Source organism: Undibacterium sp. 5I1 (assembly GCF_034314085.1).
Lineage (GTDB): Bacteria > Pseudomonadota > Gammaproteobacteria > Burkholderiales > Burkholderiaceae_D > Undibacterium.
Genome location: NZ_JAVIWI010000001.1, coordinates 1,992,973 through 2,009,419 on the forward strand (window position 1 = coordinate 1,992,973; position 16,447 = coordinate 2,009,419).

General features: G+C 47.3%; 14 protein-coding genes. 13 read left to right on the top strand and 1 reads right to left on the bottom strand.

Features of this window, described 5'->3' with window-relative positions:
• Window positions 1-278 precede the first annotated feature (278 nt).
• The 5 genes from hscA (at window position 279) to RGU72_RS08835 (ending at window position 5,577) form a co-directional block, all read left to right on the top strand.
• Complete coding sequence (gene hscA / locus RGU72_RS08815) at window positions 279-2,141, top strand: Fe-S protein assembly chaperone HscA (RefSeq protein WP_322119372.1); 1,863 nt, start codon at window positions 279-281, stop codon at window positions 2,139-2,141.
• Between the two features lie 109 nt (window positions 2,142-2,250).
• Entirely contained in the window at window positions 2,251-2,589 is a 339-nt protein-coding gene (gene fdx, locus RGU72_RS08820) for an ISC system 2Fe-2S type ferredoxin (protein WP_322119373.1), read from the top strand.
• A gap of 28 nt (window positions 2,590-2,617) precedes the next feature.
• Window positions 2,618-2,812 (top strand): Fe-S cluster assembly protein IscX, encoded by a 195-nt coding sequence (iscX, locus tag RGU72_RS08825; protein WP_322119374.1) that lies wholly within the window; start codon window positions 2,618-2,620, stop codon window positions 2,810-2,812.
• Window positions 2,813-3,375: 563 nt separating this feature from the next.
• On the top strand, window positions 3,376-4,209 hold the full coding sequence (locus RGU72_RS08830) for a creatininase family protein (RefSeq protein ID WP_322119375.1): 834 nt from the start codon (window positions 3,376-3,378) through the stop codon (window positions 4,207-4,209).
• Between the two features lie 144 nt (window positions 4,210-4,353).
• Window positions 4,354-5,577 carry a YncE family protein gene (locus RGU72_RS08835; RefSeq protein WP_322121598.1) on the top strand — a complete coding sequence of 408 codons (1,224 nt, stop codon included), beginning with the start codon at window positions 4,354-4,356 and terminating at the stop codon, window positions 5,575-5,577.
• Window positions 5,578-5,757: 180 nt separating this feature from the next.
• Here RGU72_RS08835 and RGU72_RS08840 read toward each other — a convergent pair whose 3' ends face one another.
• A complete protein-coding gene (locus RGU72_RS08840) occupies window positions 5,758-5,886 on the bottom strand; it encodes a hypothetical protein (RefSeq protein WP_322119376.1) in 129 nt (42 codons plus the stop codon).
• Window positions 5,887-5,937: 51 nt separating this feature from the next.
• Between RGU72_RS08840 and RGU72_RS08845 the strand changes: the two genes are divergently transcribed.
• From RGU72_RS08845 to RGU72_RS08880, 8 genes are all read left to right on the top strand, one after another.
• Window positions 5,938-7,548, top strand: a complete 1,611-nt coding sequence (locus tag RGU72_RS08845) for a sensor histidine kinase (RefSeq protein WP_322119377.1) — start codon at window positions 5,938-5,940, stop codon at window positions 7,546-7,548.
• A gap of 236 nt (window positions 7,549-7,784) precedes the next feature.
• Window positions 7,785-8,579 (top strand): thymidylate synthase, encoded by a 795-nt coding sequence (locus RGU72_RS08850; protein ID WP_322119378.1) that lies wholly within the window; start codon window positions 7,785-7,787, stop codon window positions 8,577-8,579.
• Window positions 8,580-8,596: 17 nt separating this feature from the next.
• Window positions 8,597-9,106, top strand: a complete 510-nt coding sequence (locus RGU72_RS08855) for a dihydrofolate reductase (RefSeq protein WP_322119379.1) — start codon at window positions 8,597-8,599, stop codon at window positions 9,104-9,106.
• A gap of 15 nt (window positions 9,107-9,121) precedes the next feature.
• Entirely contained in the window at window positions 9,122-9,691 is a 570-nt protein-coding gene (locus tag RGU72_RS08860) for a DUF4337 domain-containing protein (RefSeq protein ID WP_322119380.1), read from the top strand.
• 74 nt (window positions 9,692-9,765) lie between these two features.
• On the top strand, window positions 9,766-10,560 hold the full coding sequence (locus tag RGU72_RS08865) for a MipA/OmpV family protein (RefSeq protein ID WP_322119381.1): 795 nt from the start codon (window positions 9,766-9,768) through the stop codon (window positions 10,558-10,560).
• A 268-nt stretch (window positions 10,561-10,828) separates the two neighbouring features.
• A complete protein-coding gene (locus tag RGU72_RS08870; RefSeq protein WP_322119382.1) occupies window positions 10,829-13,099 on the top strand; it encodes an arginine/lysine/ornithine decarboxylase in 2,271 nt (756 codons plus the stop codon).
• A gap of 214 nt (window positions 13,100-13,313) precedes the next feature.
• Complete coding sequence (locus tag RGU72_RS08875) at window positions 13,314-14,234, top strand: flagellar brake protein (protein ID WP_322119383.1); 921 nt, start codon at window positions 13,314-13,316, stop codon at window positions 14,232-14,234.
• 481 nt (window positions 14,235-14,715) lie between these two features.
• The gene (locus tag RGU72_RS08880) at window positions 14,716-16,446 is read left to right on the top strand and encodes a DUF1800 domain-containing protein (protein ID WP_322119384.1); all 1,731 of its coding nucleotides are present in this window, start codon (window positions 14,716-14,718) and stop codon (window positions 16,444-16,446) included.
• The last annotated feature ends 1 nt before the right edge of the window (window position 16,447 follow it).

The following is a 16,447-nucleotide window of genomic DNA, read 5'->3' on the forward strand; positions in this document are numbered from 1 at the left end:
AATCGGCAATCATGACCTAACAATGCGGTATCGTTGACGTCATTGTTTACCTCGTTAGCCCTAAGAGTTAGCTCCAAAAACGAGCCTTCTGCAAAACAAAGTAGCGGCAAGGCAAAACAGGCAAAGTTGAGTCAAAGCGAATAAAACAGCAAAATACATGCTCGAAACCGGTTTATATCATCACCTCGACCACACAATAAATCGCTGACGCAGAATATCGCGTCAGAAAAAGTCAAAATATTAGTCAACTAATTGTAAACATCAAGCGATCAACACAAATGGCACTACTTCAGATTTCAGAACCAGGCATGTCCACCGCGCCGCATCAGCATCGTCTGGCTGTGGGGATTGATCTTGGCACCACCAACTCGCTGGTAGCGACCGTACGTAACAGCATTCCCGAAGTGTTGAATGATGAGCAGGGTCGCGCTCTACTGCCATCGGTGGTGCGCTATTTGCCCAACGGTCATGCGCATATTGGCTATAAGGCACAAGAGGCGCAAACGATAGATCCTAAGAATACGATCATTTCAGCCAAGCGCTTTATGGGACGCGGGCTGAAAGATATTGCCCACGCAGAAAATTTGCCGTACGACTTCCACGACGTGCCAGGTATGGTGCAAGTGAAAACCGTAGCGGGAATTAAAAGTCCGGTAGAAATTTCGGCTCAGATTTTGGCAACTTTGCGGCAGCAGGCAGAAGACGCGCTGGGTGACGACCTGGTCGGTGCGGTCATTACCGTCCCCGCTTATTTTGATGATGCGCAAAGACAAGCAACCAAAGATGCGGCAAAACTCGCTGGGTTAAATGTATTGCGTCTGCTGAATGAACCTACCGCCGCTGCAATTGCCTATGGTCTGGACAATGCGTCAGAAGGCATTTTTGCTGTGTATGACCTCGGTGGTGGCACTTTTGACATCTCCATCTTACGCATGAGCAAAGGTGTGTTTGAGGTTCAGGCGACCGGCGGTGACTCTGCATTAGGCGGTGATGATTTTGATCACCGCTTATTTTGCTGGATCGCCCAGCAAGCGCAACTAGCGCCCTTGTCCGATAGCGATACCCGTTTGCTGATGGTGAAATCGCGCGAAGCCAAAGAAATTCTATCGACCAAAAATTCGACCATGATCGATGCGGTACTAGAATCAGGCGAACAAGTCCATGTCACCGTCAGTGCGGCTCAGTTTGTTGAGATCACGCAAACGCTGGTGGCTAAAACGATCGCACCATGTAAAAAAGCGCTGCGTGACGCCGGGCTGACGATCGATGATATCGATGGCGTCGTCATGGTAGGCGGCGCTACCCGCATGCCGCATGTGCGCAAAGCGGTTGGTGATTTTTTTCAGACGACACCGCTGGCCAATATCGATCCGGACAAAGTGGTCGCGCTCGGCGCCGCGATTCAAGCCAATCTGCTGGCGGGCAACCGCGCACCCGGCGATGACTGGTTACTACTCGACGTTATCCCACTCTCTTTGGGGGTGGAAACCATGGGTGGACTGGCAGAAAAAGTCATCCCACGTAATTCGACTATCCCGTGCGCACGGGCACAAGAATTTACGACGTTTAAAGATGGTCAGACTGCGTTAGCGATCCATATCGTACAAGGCGAACGCGAGCTAGTCAGCGATTGTCGCTCCCTTGCACGCTTTGAGCTGCGCGGCATTCCACCGATGGCAGCCGGTGCAGCGCGCATCCGCATTACGTACCAGGTCGATGCTGATGGCTTGTTATCGGTCGCCGCACGCGAGCTACGTTCTGGTGTTGAAGCCTCAATCACGGTCAAGCCATCTTACGGCTTGGGTGACGATGAGGTTGCCCGCATGTTGCAAGACTCTTTTGCCTCGGCAGAAGGTGACATGCAACTACGCGCACTGAAAGAAGAGCAAGTCGAAGCCGAACGTATTTTACTGGCGACTGAATCAGCACTGCAAGGTGACGCTCAGCTTTTATCCGAAACCGAAAAAACCGCGATTGCAGGCCTGATGGATGCAGTACGCCAGCAAGCGCAAGGTAGCGACCACAATGTTTTAAAAGCAGCGATTACGGCGTTGGCGGATGGTACTGAAGAATTTGCTGCGAGACGCATGGATCAAAGCGTACGTACTGCCTTATCTGGAAAAAAATTAGACGACATTTAAGCTCTTGTGAGCTCTGTTGCAAACTGCATTTCACACTGCATTGCACACAACTTACAAGCGATCTGTCATCTGCACTAATGTCATTATTGAGAAAAGAATAGAGAACACCATGCCACAAATTATCGTTTTACCTCATCCTGTACTCTGCCCAGATGGCGCAGTGATCGAAGCCGAAGAAGGAAAATCTCTGTGTGAAGCGCTAGTAGAAAGCGATGTAGAAATAGAACATGCCTGCGAGATGTCTTGCGCCTGTACCACTTGCCATGTGGTCATACGCGAAGGATTTAAATCCTTAAACGGTTCAACTGAGGACGAAGAAGACTTGCTCGATGCGGCCTGGGGACTAGAAGCAAATTCCCGCTTGTCATGCCAGGTCAAACTCGGCAAGCAAGACATCACGATAGAAATCCCGAAATATACGATCAATCACGCACGCGAGAATCATTAAACTCGTTGCCAGAAATGAGGAGCGCATCATGAAATGGATAGACTCTCAGCAAATAGCAGAAGTGCTGTACGATAAGTTTCCGGATATTGATCCGCTGACAATACGCTTCACTGACCTGCATCGTTGGGTCTGTGAGCTGGCAGAATTTAACGACGATCCGCAACATTCTGGCGAAAAAATTCTGGAAGGAATCCAGATGGCATGGATAGACGAAGCCCGTTAATTGCTTCCATAAGCATAAACTCCCCATTATTTTCAGCAACAATACTAGATTGCCCAAGGTTTCCTTGGACGATTAAACAATACACAGGGGTAGTATTGTTCTGAAAGTACGGTAAAGCTATTAAAATAGCCGAAAAAAATCGGGACTAATTTCAGGCTTTCAACGACTATTTAGAAATCACCAGTCGAGCTATGTCCATCAAAAAATTTCTCGCTACAGCATGGATTTTTTCTAATTTAATTAAGCAGAATCAATAAATTCTTAAACGAGCCTCGCGATCTGCCAGTTCATCAAACCCAAACGCCTATAATAGAGGCCTTTCGGCAACCGCCGGTTCAGATGACTTTAGATCGATCTGTACTAGTTACTGCACTTCATAAGCGCTACATGAAACGAGTATTCATCAAAATTAGCATCCCTATTGAAATGGCATCTCCGGTGGAGAAACAGCTCACACATACAGCGATAATCGTATCGCCTACTACCGAGTCATTATGCTGATGCATCCATTGAAACGCGGGCAACTCCTTTGCACAATTTTGGCCTTCTCACTTTTAAGCTGTTTGCTGACAAGCACATTGCCAGCCCACGCAGCCAATGTGGCCAATGTAGCAGCAAGCAGCTCCGACAATATGATTGTCAATATCGATGAGATGTCATCATCTGAACTACGCGACAAAATTGCTGCTGGCGCGACCACGATTCTGGTGCCGATCGGTGGTACTGAACAAAGCGGCCCGTATATTGCGCTCGGCAAACACAATACCCGCGCCTATGTGCTATCCAGACAAATCGCGCAAAAACTCGGCAATACTGTGGTAGCACCCGTGATCAGTTATGTGCCTGAAGGATCGATTCATCCGCCAGTCGCGCACATGCGATTTACCGGAACGATTTCGATTCCCGATGCGACTTTTGAATCGATTCTGGAGGCAACTGCCCGTAGTTTTAAACAACATGGTTTTCGTCATGTCATCTTTTTGGGTGATCATGGCGGTTACCAAAAAAATGAGGACAAAGTCGCCACCAAACTCAATCGCGAATGGGCCAATGATCCTGGCTGCCGGGTGATTGCCTTGCTGGATTATTACCGAATTACCCAGACCGCTTATGTCGCAGATTTAAAGAGTCGCGGTTTTAGCGAAGCAGAAATCGGTACTCATGCCGGTCTGGCGGATACCGCATTGATGCTGGCAGTTGATAAATCCATGGTGCGCACTGAAGCTCTTGCTCGTGCCGCGAAGCCGGGACCGCAAGACGGCGTGTACGGCGACCCGCGACGCGCCACCGTAGAATTGGGACAATTAGGTGTACAGCGTATTGTAGAAACTTCCGTCAATGCCATCCGCGCAGCCTTGCGCGAGCATGAGGACGCTACGATTAACAAACGTAAATAAGCACAAATAAGCGTAAATAAGTAAGCGCAAGCAAAGGAAATAATGTTGAATCTGAATAAAACGTCTGCAAAATTATCTGCCAGCAAACTCAAAGTCAGTCTCGTATCTACAGCAATCGTTGTTGTCGCTGGAGTGGGTATCACGATGGCGACCCAAGTCATCGGCGCACCTGCCACCTCGGCCGCTCCCGCAACGGTCAACGCGTTACCAGCAGCCATAGCGACGGTACCAGGCATGCCAGCGGTAATCGACCCACGCAATCTGTACAGCGAGAGCGGCAGCACGCGTTTAAGCCCCGTTGTCAGTGATCATCTGGAGCGTGTTTACGTCCCTAACCTGCGTTCAAACGACGTGTACGTGATCGATCCGGCCAGCATGAAAGTCGTCAGCAAATTCAAAGTTGGCATCGCCCCGCAACACGTAGTTCCAGCATGGGATTTGCGTACACTCTGGGTCGCCAATAACGCCGAACGCAGCAATAACGGCAGCCTGACACCGATTGATCCCCGCACCAGCAAACCCGGCAAATCCGTGCCGGTGGACGATCCCTACAATATGTATTTCACGCCGGATGGAAAATCAGCGATTGTGGTTGCAGAGGCTTTGCACCGGCTGGATTTCCGCGATCCGCAAACAATGGCATTGCAATACACGATTGATGCACCTAAATGCGGCGGCATTAACCATGCAGATTTTTCAATTGACGGGCGCTATGCATTGTTTACCTGCGAGTTCGAAGGCAGCGTGGCAAAAATTGATCTGGTCAACCGCAAGGTACAAGGCTATTTAAAATTAAACGTGCCTCGGACCCGCTTTAAAGAAGGCGCGGATGCAGCTGCACTGAACGGCCCTGCCGGCAGCGAAATTTGCACCTCAGCGAAAGGTATGCCACAGGATATTCGCAGTTCTCCCGACGGTAAGCGTTTTTATATCGCCGATATGGATGCGGACGGTGTGCATATCGTTGATGGCGAAGCATTTAAAGAAGTCGGCTTTATCCCGACCGGTTTGGGCGCGCACGGTATATATCCGAGCCGTGACGGCAAACAACTGTATGTCGCCAACCGCGGCACCCACAAAATCCACGGCAAACGTCGTGGCAAAGGTGGTGTCACAGTCATCGATTTCGCTAGCGAAAAAGTCGTAGCACAATGGCCGATTCCAGGCGGTGGTAGCCCCGACATGGGTAACGTCAGCGTTGATGGCAAATTCTTATGGCTGTCTGGCCGCTTCGATGACGTGGTCTACCGGATTGACACAACATCTGGTGCGGTCATCCAGATCGCTGTCGGACAAGAGCCACACGGTCTCACCGTCTGGCCTCAGCCGGGTAGATATTCTTTAGGACACACTGGCAATCTGCGTTAATGCAAATTAATGCACGTCAATGTGCATTAATGCGGTAAATAGAGTTAGCTTAAATTCACTGCGCTTGATTTCTCTCGGTCAATTGTATTTTTTGCGGCTATTAGCAAAGTGAGTTTCTTGCTTAAGCGTAAAAAGTATTTTAGTATCAATAAAATGCTTGATTAGATTCTCTTGCGTCATTTAAATCTGCTTCCCCTTCCATGCAAGTGCGTTTTTTTGCTTGATGGTGTACGTGTTGACGGTAGCAGAAGCTAGTACAGAGATCACATGCGCTAAGGCTCTGGTTGTCGTCGATATTGAGACATCCATGAGTATTCCAGTAGCACTCGCTAACAAGAAGTGATGCACAAGGATCTTGCAATGCAGTTTCAACATCTTCTTTCTGCGGTTCGCGGTCGGCTCACCTTAAGGCTGGCTATTATCCTTGCCGTAGTTTTTGGCTTGCTTGCACCGTTTGTTATTCTCATCCCTTATTACCAAATCAGCATCGAGTCGGTAGCGCGCGAACGTACCACTGCTGATCACCAGCGCCTGGCTGATATCCTCGCCGTTATATTGAGCGAACCTCTCTGGCAAATTACGCCTGAAATCGCCAAAGTATCCAGCGAAGTGGTGTATTCCGACCCACGGGTGGCAGAAATCCGTGTAGTTACCCTGCCCGATCATAAAGAATTTATTAGAAATGACACTCGCAGAAAATCACAAGAAGGACCGTTTAAAGTCGAGAAACGGAATATCAAACACGGTGAGCAAGTCATCGGTGAAGTAGAACTGACGTTGGCCGAGGATATCTTGCGAGAAAATCTGGCCTCAGAATTCAAACGCTATGCCAGCTCAGCCTTGGTCTCGTTGATTGTTGCGGTGGTATTTATTTTGCTGGTATTGCAATGGCGCTTGGTTCAGCCGATTAAACTCCTGATGACTGAGTCAGACCGGCTGGCCAATGGCCAGCTCAATGAGCCTATCTCGTTTAAGCGAGAAGATGAACTCGGTCATCTGGCGCTCAGCTTGGAAGCGACCCGGCAAGCACTACAAAGATCTTTCTCAGAACTTGAAGTGAAGAATCAGCAATTACTTGAATATTCAGGCACGCTGGAATCCAAGGTTAAGCAGCGTACACAAGAATTAGAAACCCTCAATCTCACGCTCGAGACTGCGCTCAATAATGTCAACAACGCGCAAAATGAACTGGCTCGCGTTGAGCGCATGGCGGCACTCGGCTCCATGGTTGCAGGTGTCGCCCATGAACTGAATACGCCTCTTGGCAATTGCCTGTTGGTTGCCAGCACCTTAGAAGAAGAAACCAAACAACTGACGGGCCTGATGAACGCTGGCGCTATGCGCAAATCCGATTTGACTCGTTATACCAATACCGCAAATGAGTCGACTAAATTATTGCTACGTGGCTTACAACATGCAGCTCGTTTAGTCGGCGATTTTAAACAAGTCGCGGTAGACCAATCGAGTGCCCAGCGACGTCAGTTTGGCTTACTGATTACCTTGCAAGAATTAGCTGCATTACTCAACTCCAGTTTGCGCAAAACGCCGTTCACACTAGAACTGGATATTCCTGGAAATATTCAGCTAGACAGCTATCCCGGCCCTCTGGGTCAAGTCTTCACTAATCTGGTCAACAACGCAGTCAATCATGGCCTGGATGGCTTACCTGAGGGGCGCATGTATTGCAAGGCGCACCGTCAGGGCGACCACGTATTGATCGTGTTTGAAGATAACGGCAAAGGTATCGCACCGGAGGTCATTAAGCGCGTATTCGAGCCATTCTTTACCACCAAATTTGGTCAAGGTGGCAGCGGTCTTGGGCTGTCCATCACTTTTAATATCGTCAGTAACGTGCTCGGTGGTGAAATCCGTGTTTCTAGCGAGCCAGGTAAAGGTGCCAGATTTGAAATCAGCATCCCGCTGGTTGCACCAGGACAAGCTAACTCAGCCAATCCTCTGTTAAACAACTGATCTATCGGTAATGCGCAATAAGTTTGTGTATTATCAGCTGTGCTCATGTGGTGCTTTACAACCATGAGCTTTCGCCACACATATACTCCCTATCTGTATATTTAAGCTACCCAGTCATTCCCTAGTTATTTCGACGTTTTATAGAAATAATATGGGGAGTATCTAGATATTTATGTATTTGTTCATATGTTAGTCGGTAAACCGTTACAATCTCACAAAAATTTCCAAAGCTCATTATGCGCCAATACCTCGACTTCATGCGCCATGTGCAACAACATGGCACTACCAAAACTGACCGCACCGGCACCGGCACCGTGTCAGTTTTTGGCTACCAAATGCGATTTGACCTGCAACAAGGCTTTCCATTGGTAACAACCAAAAAACTACATCTGAAATCTATCATCCATGAACTGATCTGGTTCTTGGCCGGCTCGACTAATACCAAATATCTGAGGGACAACGGCGTCTCGATCTGGGATGAATGGGCGGACGAGAATGGTAATCTGGGTCCGGTCTATGGCTCGCAATGGCGTAACTGGCCAGCGCCGGACGGTACTCATATCGATCAGATCAGCCAGCTCATCGCACAAATCAAAAGCAACCCGGACTCGCGCCGCTTGATTGTATCTGCCTGGAATGTAGCTGATATTCCGCAGATGAAGCTGCCGCCCTGCCATGCCTTATTCCAGTTTTATGTGGCGGATGGAAAGCTCTCTTGCCAGTTATACCAGCGCAGTGCCGATATTTTTTTAGGTGTGCCGTTTAATATTGCCTCATACGCTTTGCTGACCCATATGGTGGCGCAACAAACAGGTTTAGATGTCGGGGAATTTATCTGGACCGGCGGCGATTGCCATTTGTATTCAAACCACATGGATCAGGTCGCAGAGCAGTTATCACGCGACACCTTTGCGCCGCCAAAACTGATCATCAAGCGTCATCCGGAATCGATTTTTGATTATAAATTTGAGGATTTTGAGATCGCAGATTACCAATTTCACCCGCATATTAAAGCGCCTGTCGCAGTCTAATCAGAGATTTCATCAGCATGTCATCCTTCACAATTATTGTTGCGACTGATCTCCAGCGCGGCATTGGCGTCAACAACACGCTGCCCTGGCATTTGCCAGAGGATTTGGCACATTTTAAAAATACCACCAGCGGTCACGCGATCGTGATGGGGCGAAAAACCTTTGATTCAATCGGCAGAGCCTTGCCAAACCGCCGCAATATTGTGATCTCTCGCAACCCAGCTTGGTCGCATGAGGGCGTTGAATGCGTTTCCTCATTAGAGGCAGCGCTGGCTTTGCTAAAAGATAAGACCCAAGATAACGCCAAAAATGAACAGGCGTTTATCATCGGCGGCGCAGAAATTTATCAACAAGCCTTACCGTTTGCAAATAAACTGATCATTACAGAAATACAACAAACTTTTAATTGTGACGCTTTTTTCCCCCTGATCGAAGCGCAGGAATGGACAAAGATCAGCAGCGAACAACATCATTCTGAGAAAAGCCAGCTGGATTATGCTTTTGTCACTTATCAAAGAAATAATTAAATCAGAAAAATACTCATGTCAGATTCAGAATTTCACGTCCACGGACCACACGACCACGAGTTAGAACATGCAGCCCATAGCAACGATAGTTTTGCGGGCAAAATTGCCGTCATGACTGCCATCATGGCGACCGTTGGCGCATTGTTTGGCTTTGAAGGCGGCGCTACGCAAAATGACGCAGCAATGTTTAAGAACGAAGCCGCGATCAAAAAAACCGAAGCCTCCAATCAATGGAACTTTTACCAGGCAAAATCGAGTAAACAGAACTTATCTGAACTAGCGATGGTCTTACCCGGCATTGATGTAGAGAAATATAAAGCCAAGGTCGCACGCTATGAAGTTGAAAAAGAAGAAATCAAGAAAAATGCAGAGAAATTAGAAGCAGAATCCTCAGAATGGGATAAGAAATCGGAAGAAGCTCTGCATCAGCATCATCGTTGGGCGCAAGCCATGACCGCTGTGCAAATTGCGATTTCTTTAGCGGCCATCACTCTGTTGACCAAGAAAAAGTGGTTACAATATGGTTCATATGGCGTTGCCGGAGTGGGCGTAATATTGGCAGGACTGGCCTGGTTGCATATCTGAGTAGTGAAGTAAAGCGTGGCGATAAAGAGTTACGATGAATAGTTACTGTCGCTGAGATACTTACAGGATACACAATGAAAAAAATACTACCCACTGCCCTACTTTTTCTGGCGACAGCATTGTCAGCACAGGCACAAACCTCCGAGTTTGCACAGTTAGTTCCCAGCACTTACCTACCGAAAGATGTAAATTTTTCACTCGGTGCTGCTGCCATATCTGCCCCCCGTTACACCGGATCCGATGAGCGTCGCGTATTTGCAGCACCGCTATTTGATGCACAATGGAGAAATGGCATATTCCTTAGCTCGATTTCTGGTCTTGGCTACAACTTCTCTAAAGATCCCAGCCTGCAATATGGTTTGAGAATGACCGTAGAAGCCGCTCGTGATGAATCCAAATCCAGCAAGCTCCGCGGCTTGGGCGATGTCGATTCAGCGATTGAGCCTGGTGCTTTCGTCAACTATGTGGTCAACCAAAATTATTCTTTAAGCTCATCCCTACGCTACGGCTCAGGCATAGATCACAACGGGGTACAACTTAGCTTGGGTGGGCGTGCAACAACCTCCCTCAACACGCATCACCGTTTATCCGCAAGTTTTGGTGCCAATTGGGCAAATACATCCTATATGCAATCTTATTTTGGGGTGACACCGACGCAATCTGCCAACAGCGGTTACACACCGTATGCGCCATCTGCTGGTTTTACCGATGTTAAAGTAGGTGCCAGCTGGAACTGGAATATTGATTCCAACTGGTCATTGACGACCGGTGCATCCGTTAAATATTTGACGGGCGATGCCAGCAAGAGTCCATTTGTATTTGAAAAAGCACCAATTACGATATTTTCTGCTGCCAGCTACCGCTTCTAAAACAGTTTGACTGCCTGCTTAGCAGAATACTGATTAAGTACAGAGCATACGGTCAAGCGTTGGTAATATTCCCTCAATATGACGACAGGATGAAATTTTTTCCTAATCGTCCTTATTGGGGATTTTTTTTCACATTTCCACCCTCATATCTGAGAAAATTCGGTCTTTGAATTTTTCGGCGCGCAAGCGGTTGATCCAACCCGGACATCAATCTGTTTCCGGACTCACTTGCCCAGGCGTCTCCCCGTAACAGCTCTCTGGAGACCTCATGAAATTCCGCTTCCCCATCGTCATCATTGACGAAGATTTCCGTTCCGAAAATACCTCTGGCCTTGGCATACGCGCTCTTGCAGACGCGATGGAAAAAGAAGGCATGGAAGTGCTGGGCGTAACCAGCTATGGCGATTTGTCGCAATTTGCGCAGCAACAATCGCGCGCCTCGGCTTTTATTCTGTCCATTGACGATGAAGAATTTGGCGATGGTACCGATGAAGAAACAGACCATGCACTTAAATCCCTGCGTGCCTTTGTCGAAGAAATCCGATACAAAAATGCCGATATCCCGATTTATTTGTATGGCGAAACCCGTACTTCACGCCATATCCCTAACGATATTCTGCGTGAGCTACATGGCTTTATTCACATGTTTGAAGATACGCCAGAGTTCGTCGCACGTCATATTATCCGTGAAGCCAAATCTTACTTAGATGGTTTGTCACCGCCGTTTTTCCGCGCGCTGGTGCATTACGCGAATGATGGTTCGTATTCATGGCATTGCCCTGGTCACTCCGGTGGCGTCGCATTTTTAAAATCACCTATCGGCCAGATGTTTCATCAATTTTTTGGTGAAAACATGCTGCGTGCCGACGTTTGTAATGCAGTCGAAGAACTGGGGCAATTGCTGGATCATACCGGTCCGGTTGCCGCATCTGAGCGCAATGCAGCACGTATTTTTAATGCCGATCACTGCTATTTTGTCACCAACGGCACCAGCACCAGCAATAAGATGGTGTGGCATTCCACCGTAGCTCCCGGCGACATCGTCGTGGTGGATCGTAACTGCCATAAGTCGATTTTGCACTCCATTATTATGTGCGGCGCGATTCCGGTTTTTCTGATGCCAACCCGTAATCACCTTGGCATTATCGGCCCTATTCCGCTGGAAGAATTCAGCATGGAAAGCATCCGTAAAAAGATTGAAGCTAATCCCTTTGCACGCAATGCGAAGAACAAAAAACCACGTATCCTGACAATCACCCAATCCACCTATGATGGCGTGTTGTACAACGTAGAGACACTCAAAGATTTGCTGGATGGCGAAATCGACACGCTTCATTTTGATGAAGCCTGGTTGCCACATGCGACTTTCCATCCGTTTTATCAAGACATGCATGCGATTGGCAAAGACCGTCCGCGTGCTAAAAAATCGATGATTTTTTCTACCCAATCAACGCACAAACTGCTGGCCGGTATTTCGCAGGCATCGCAAATTTTGGTGCGTGAGTCAGAAACAGTCAAACTCGATAAAGACAGTTTTAACGAAGCCTATCTGATGCACACATCAACCTCACCGCAATACTCTATCATTGCCTCGTGCGACGTCGCAGCAGCGATGATGGAAGCTCCAGGCGGTACCGCCTTGGTTGAGGAATCTATCTTAGAAGCGCTAGATTTCCGCCGCGCCATGCGCAAGGTAGATCAAGAATGGGGCAAAGATTGGTGGTTCCAGGTCTGGGGTCCAGATACCTTGTCAGAAAATGGCATGGCATCGCGCGACGACTGGATGATTAATGCCGAAGATGACTGGCATGGCTTTGGTAAACTTGCACCAGGCTTCAACATGCTGGACCCGATCAAGGCAACGATTGTTACGCCAGGTCTATCGTTGGAAGGGAACTTTAGCGCAACAGGTATTCCTGCGTCGATCGTCACCAAGTATCTTGCAGAACACGGCGTTATTGTCGAAAAAGCGGGTTTGTATTCCTTCTTTATTATGTTCACCATTGGTATCACCAAAGGTCGTTGGAATACTTTGCTGACAGCTTTACAGCAGTTTAAAGACGATTACGACAAGAATCAGCCGATGTGGCGCATCTTGCCAGAATTCGCTACGGCCAATCCACGTTATGAACAAATTGGTCTGAAGGATTTATCACAAAGCATTCATGAAGTATATAAAGCCAGTGACGTCGCCCGCCTGACAACCGAGATGTATTTGTCCGACATGCAACCAGCGATGAAACCGTCTGATGCCTTTGCCAAAATGGCACATCGTGAGATAGAAAGGGTTGCCATCAATGATCTGGAAGGTCGCGTCACAGCGATTTTATTGACGCCTTACCCACCAGGTATTCCTTTGTTGATTCCAGGTGAACGCTTCAATAAAACCATTGTTGATTACCTCAAATTTGTTCGTGACTTTAACGAGAAATTTCCTGGCTTTGAAACCGACTGCCATGGTTTAGTAAAAGCAGAAGTGGATGGAAAACGCGGCTATTTTGTCGATTGCGTCAGATTAGGTGCCGAACTTAGTGAATAAGTTGAGACTCAACTAAGAATCATTTGAGACGAAGTTGGGGTTCAATGATCACTGCGATTACGCATTGAGAAAAAAAGCACTTGTAAGCGCAAGTGCTTTTTTATATCTCAGGCGATGTAACGCGGCTGGGACGGTTTTGCGTAAGTCCTGTCTTTATATTTTGTTTTTCAGGATACAATAAAGCTCAACTCTTTATGAGCGGCAAAGGTATTGCATGAATGAATTGTCCACATTAGTACCGATTAAAAAAACAGAAATCAAAGTTGGTGAAGCATCACCTTGGCCGATTTACGACGCATGGGGTAATTTATTGCTCGATTCTGGTTGCATCGTGAATAGCGAAAGGCAATTAGCAGATTTGATTGAAAACGGCTATTGCTCAGATACGACCTGGGCAGATGTCGGAAAAAAATCCTCACCTCCTATTTCCACTTTAAGCAAACCACCGTCGACCGTCGCAAAACCGCCCGTATCCGAGTTGAATAAAGATGAGTTAATGGAATTGGACAGCGTGCGCTGGCATGTTGGAGAAATTTTCTATCTGCAAGTGCATGATAATGCCGCTCTCAGGTATACCGTGCGCCTGATCGGTTTTGTTAAAAACAAATCGATCATTGTGAGCCCACCGATGATTGATGGCAAAGGTGCGTTAATAAGAGATGGACAAACCTTTATCGTGCGGGCTTTCCCTGGCAAAAAAGCGTATGCCTTTACTGCCTCCGCGATCAAATCGGTGTTTACGCCCTATGCCTATCTCCATCTGTCTTATCCTAAACAAGTACGTTGTACGACGATACGACAAAACTCCCGCGCTAACGTAAAGATTATTGCAGCCGTCAGCATAGGAGATCCGGAGCAAACTGCCGCTGCAACACTAGGTGATTTAAGTATGGGAGGTAGCTCTGGCGTGCTCAAAAAATTAATCGGTAAAAAGAATGATCTTGGTACCATCAAATTTAAAGTCAACGCTGCTGGCAATGATGAGTATCTGGTACTCAACGTTATATTAAGATCAATTTCTCCAACAGAGACTGGGGATGAATATCGCTATGGTTTTGAATTTGTCGATGTCCCAACGCAATCTAAATTAATTTTGTCCGCTTTTGTACATCAAACTCTGGCTGAAATAGAATAAAAATCTGATAGCAGTTTAGCTCACATCCCTCTTTCTCTCTGTTGTATTTTGTCCTTAAATCTGCATTGCTTTACTCAGGATTTTATTGGTTACCACTAGAATTTATTTCCACATGAAAATTTATGCTAATGTATCAGAAAGTATCAAACTAACTGATTTTTGTTGTAAGCTACCTTAACCCTAGTAATAAGCATTAAACAATACGACAGTAGAATGCAGAAAAACACATCTGCATCGCTGTTTTTTCTGCGGCAAAATCACATTATATTTTATACTCCGTACAGTATTATTAATTCCCCACGTATATGTTGGTCGGTAGATTAACTATTTCTAAATTATGGGGGAGTATAGTGAAATTACTGCAAACTGTACTAAAGGAGAATGAAAGGAGAGGGCTTTTATTCTCTTTTCACCATGAATTGATTTTGTATAAATTCAGACATCTTAAGCCTCTCAAAACTACCTACAACGGAGATGTATCATGCCGTATCGCTTGATAAAACTGGCCGCAACTAGCGCCCTCGTAGCATTACTGACCTCTTGCGGAGGTGGTGGCGGTAGTGACACCAGTAATAGCAATAGTGGAACTGGTACTGGAGGGGGAACATCGCCGCCGCCAGTGGCAATCGTGCCGCCGACTCAGGCGCAAGCAGCGCGGATGTTAGGACAAGCAAGCTTCGGTGCAACTACAACGGATATCAACAGCGTCGTCACTAGCGGCTACAGCAGTTGGATTGATACGCAGTTTGCTATTCCACAAACCTTGCACCGTAACTATATGGATAGCATCAGCGCGACTCTGCCAACAGGTACCACGATTAGTCAAAATCAATTCTTTGAGTCATTCTGGCAGCAAGCCATTACGGGTAAAGATCAATTACGCCAGCGTGTCACCTTTGCACTATCACAAATTTTTGTAGTCTCGTTCCAGGACAGCACGGTTGCAAACTTCCCGCGCGGTGTAGCTTCTTATTACGACACTTTGGGCACAAATGCCTTTGGCAATTTTCGCAGCTTGCTAGAAAACGTCAGCTTGCATCCAATGATGGGGATTTACCTGACTTCATTACGCAACCAAAAAGAATCAGGTACACAAACCCCAGATGAAAATTACGCCCGTGAAGTAATGCAGTTGCTGACTATCGGTTTATATGAATTAAATCCGGATGGTTCATTAAAACTGAACAATGGCAAACCGATAGAAACCTATACCAACACCGATATTACTGGCATGGCTAAAGTATTTACCGGCTGGAGCTGGGCTGGACCAGACAAGTCGGACAGCCGTTTTTTTGGCGGCACACCGGACGCCAATCGCGATTGGCAACCAATGCAGAGTTATCCCAAATATCATTCCACCTCTGAAAAAGCTTTTTTAGGTGTCACCGTTCCCGCCCAATCAACGCCTAATCCAGAGGCAAGTTTAAAAACTGCGTTAGATCGTCTGTTTAACCATAACAATGCCGCGCCATTTTTCAGTAAACAGCTCATACAACGTCTGGTCACCAGCAACCCTAGTCCGCAATATGTTGGCAGAGTCGCTGCTGTATTTGCGGACAACGGCCAAGGTGTGCGCGGTGATATGAAGGCGATTATTAAAGCTGTTTTGTTAGATACAGAAGCACGTACTGATGTCAGTAGCAGCACAACGACTGCCGGAAAATTGCGTGAACCGGTCATCCGTCTGGCAAATTGGATGCGCGCATTTAATGCAAGCTCTGCATCCAAACGCTTCTTGTTAGGTAGTTTGGATGATCCGCTCAGCGCATTAGGCCAGACACCAATGCGCTCCTCATCGGTATTCAATTTTTATCGTCCTGGTTATGTTCCACCCAATACCAGCCTGGCTAGTGCAACACCTGAGCTGGTCGCACCCGAATTCCAAATCACCGGCGAAACCTCAGTCGTCGGATATTTAAATTTTATGCGCGATGTCATCCAGAATGGCACAGGATCTTCACGCGATGTCACCGCCGATTATTCCAGTTTGATTGCACTGGCCGATACACCGGACAAACTACTAGATCAGGTAAGTCTGCTGCTGACATCTAACCAGATGAGCGCCACTTTGCGTAACCAGATACTGGCTGCGGTCAACTCGGTTGCGATCTCGACGACCAGCACCACTGCGGCCGACACCGCCAGAAAAAATCGTGTCTATCTCAGTATTTTTCTGACGATGGCGTCCCCCGAATACATCGTACAAAAATAAG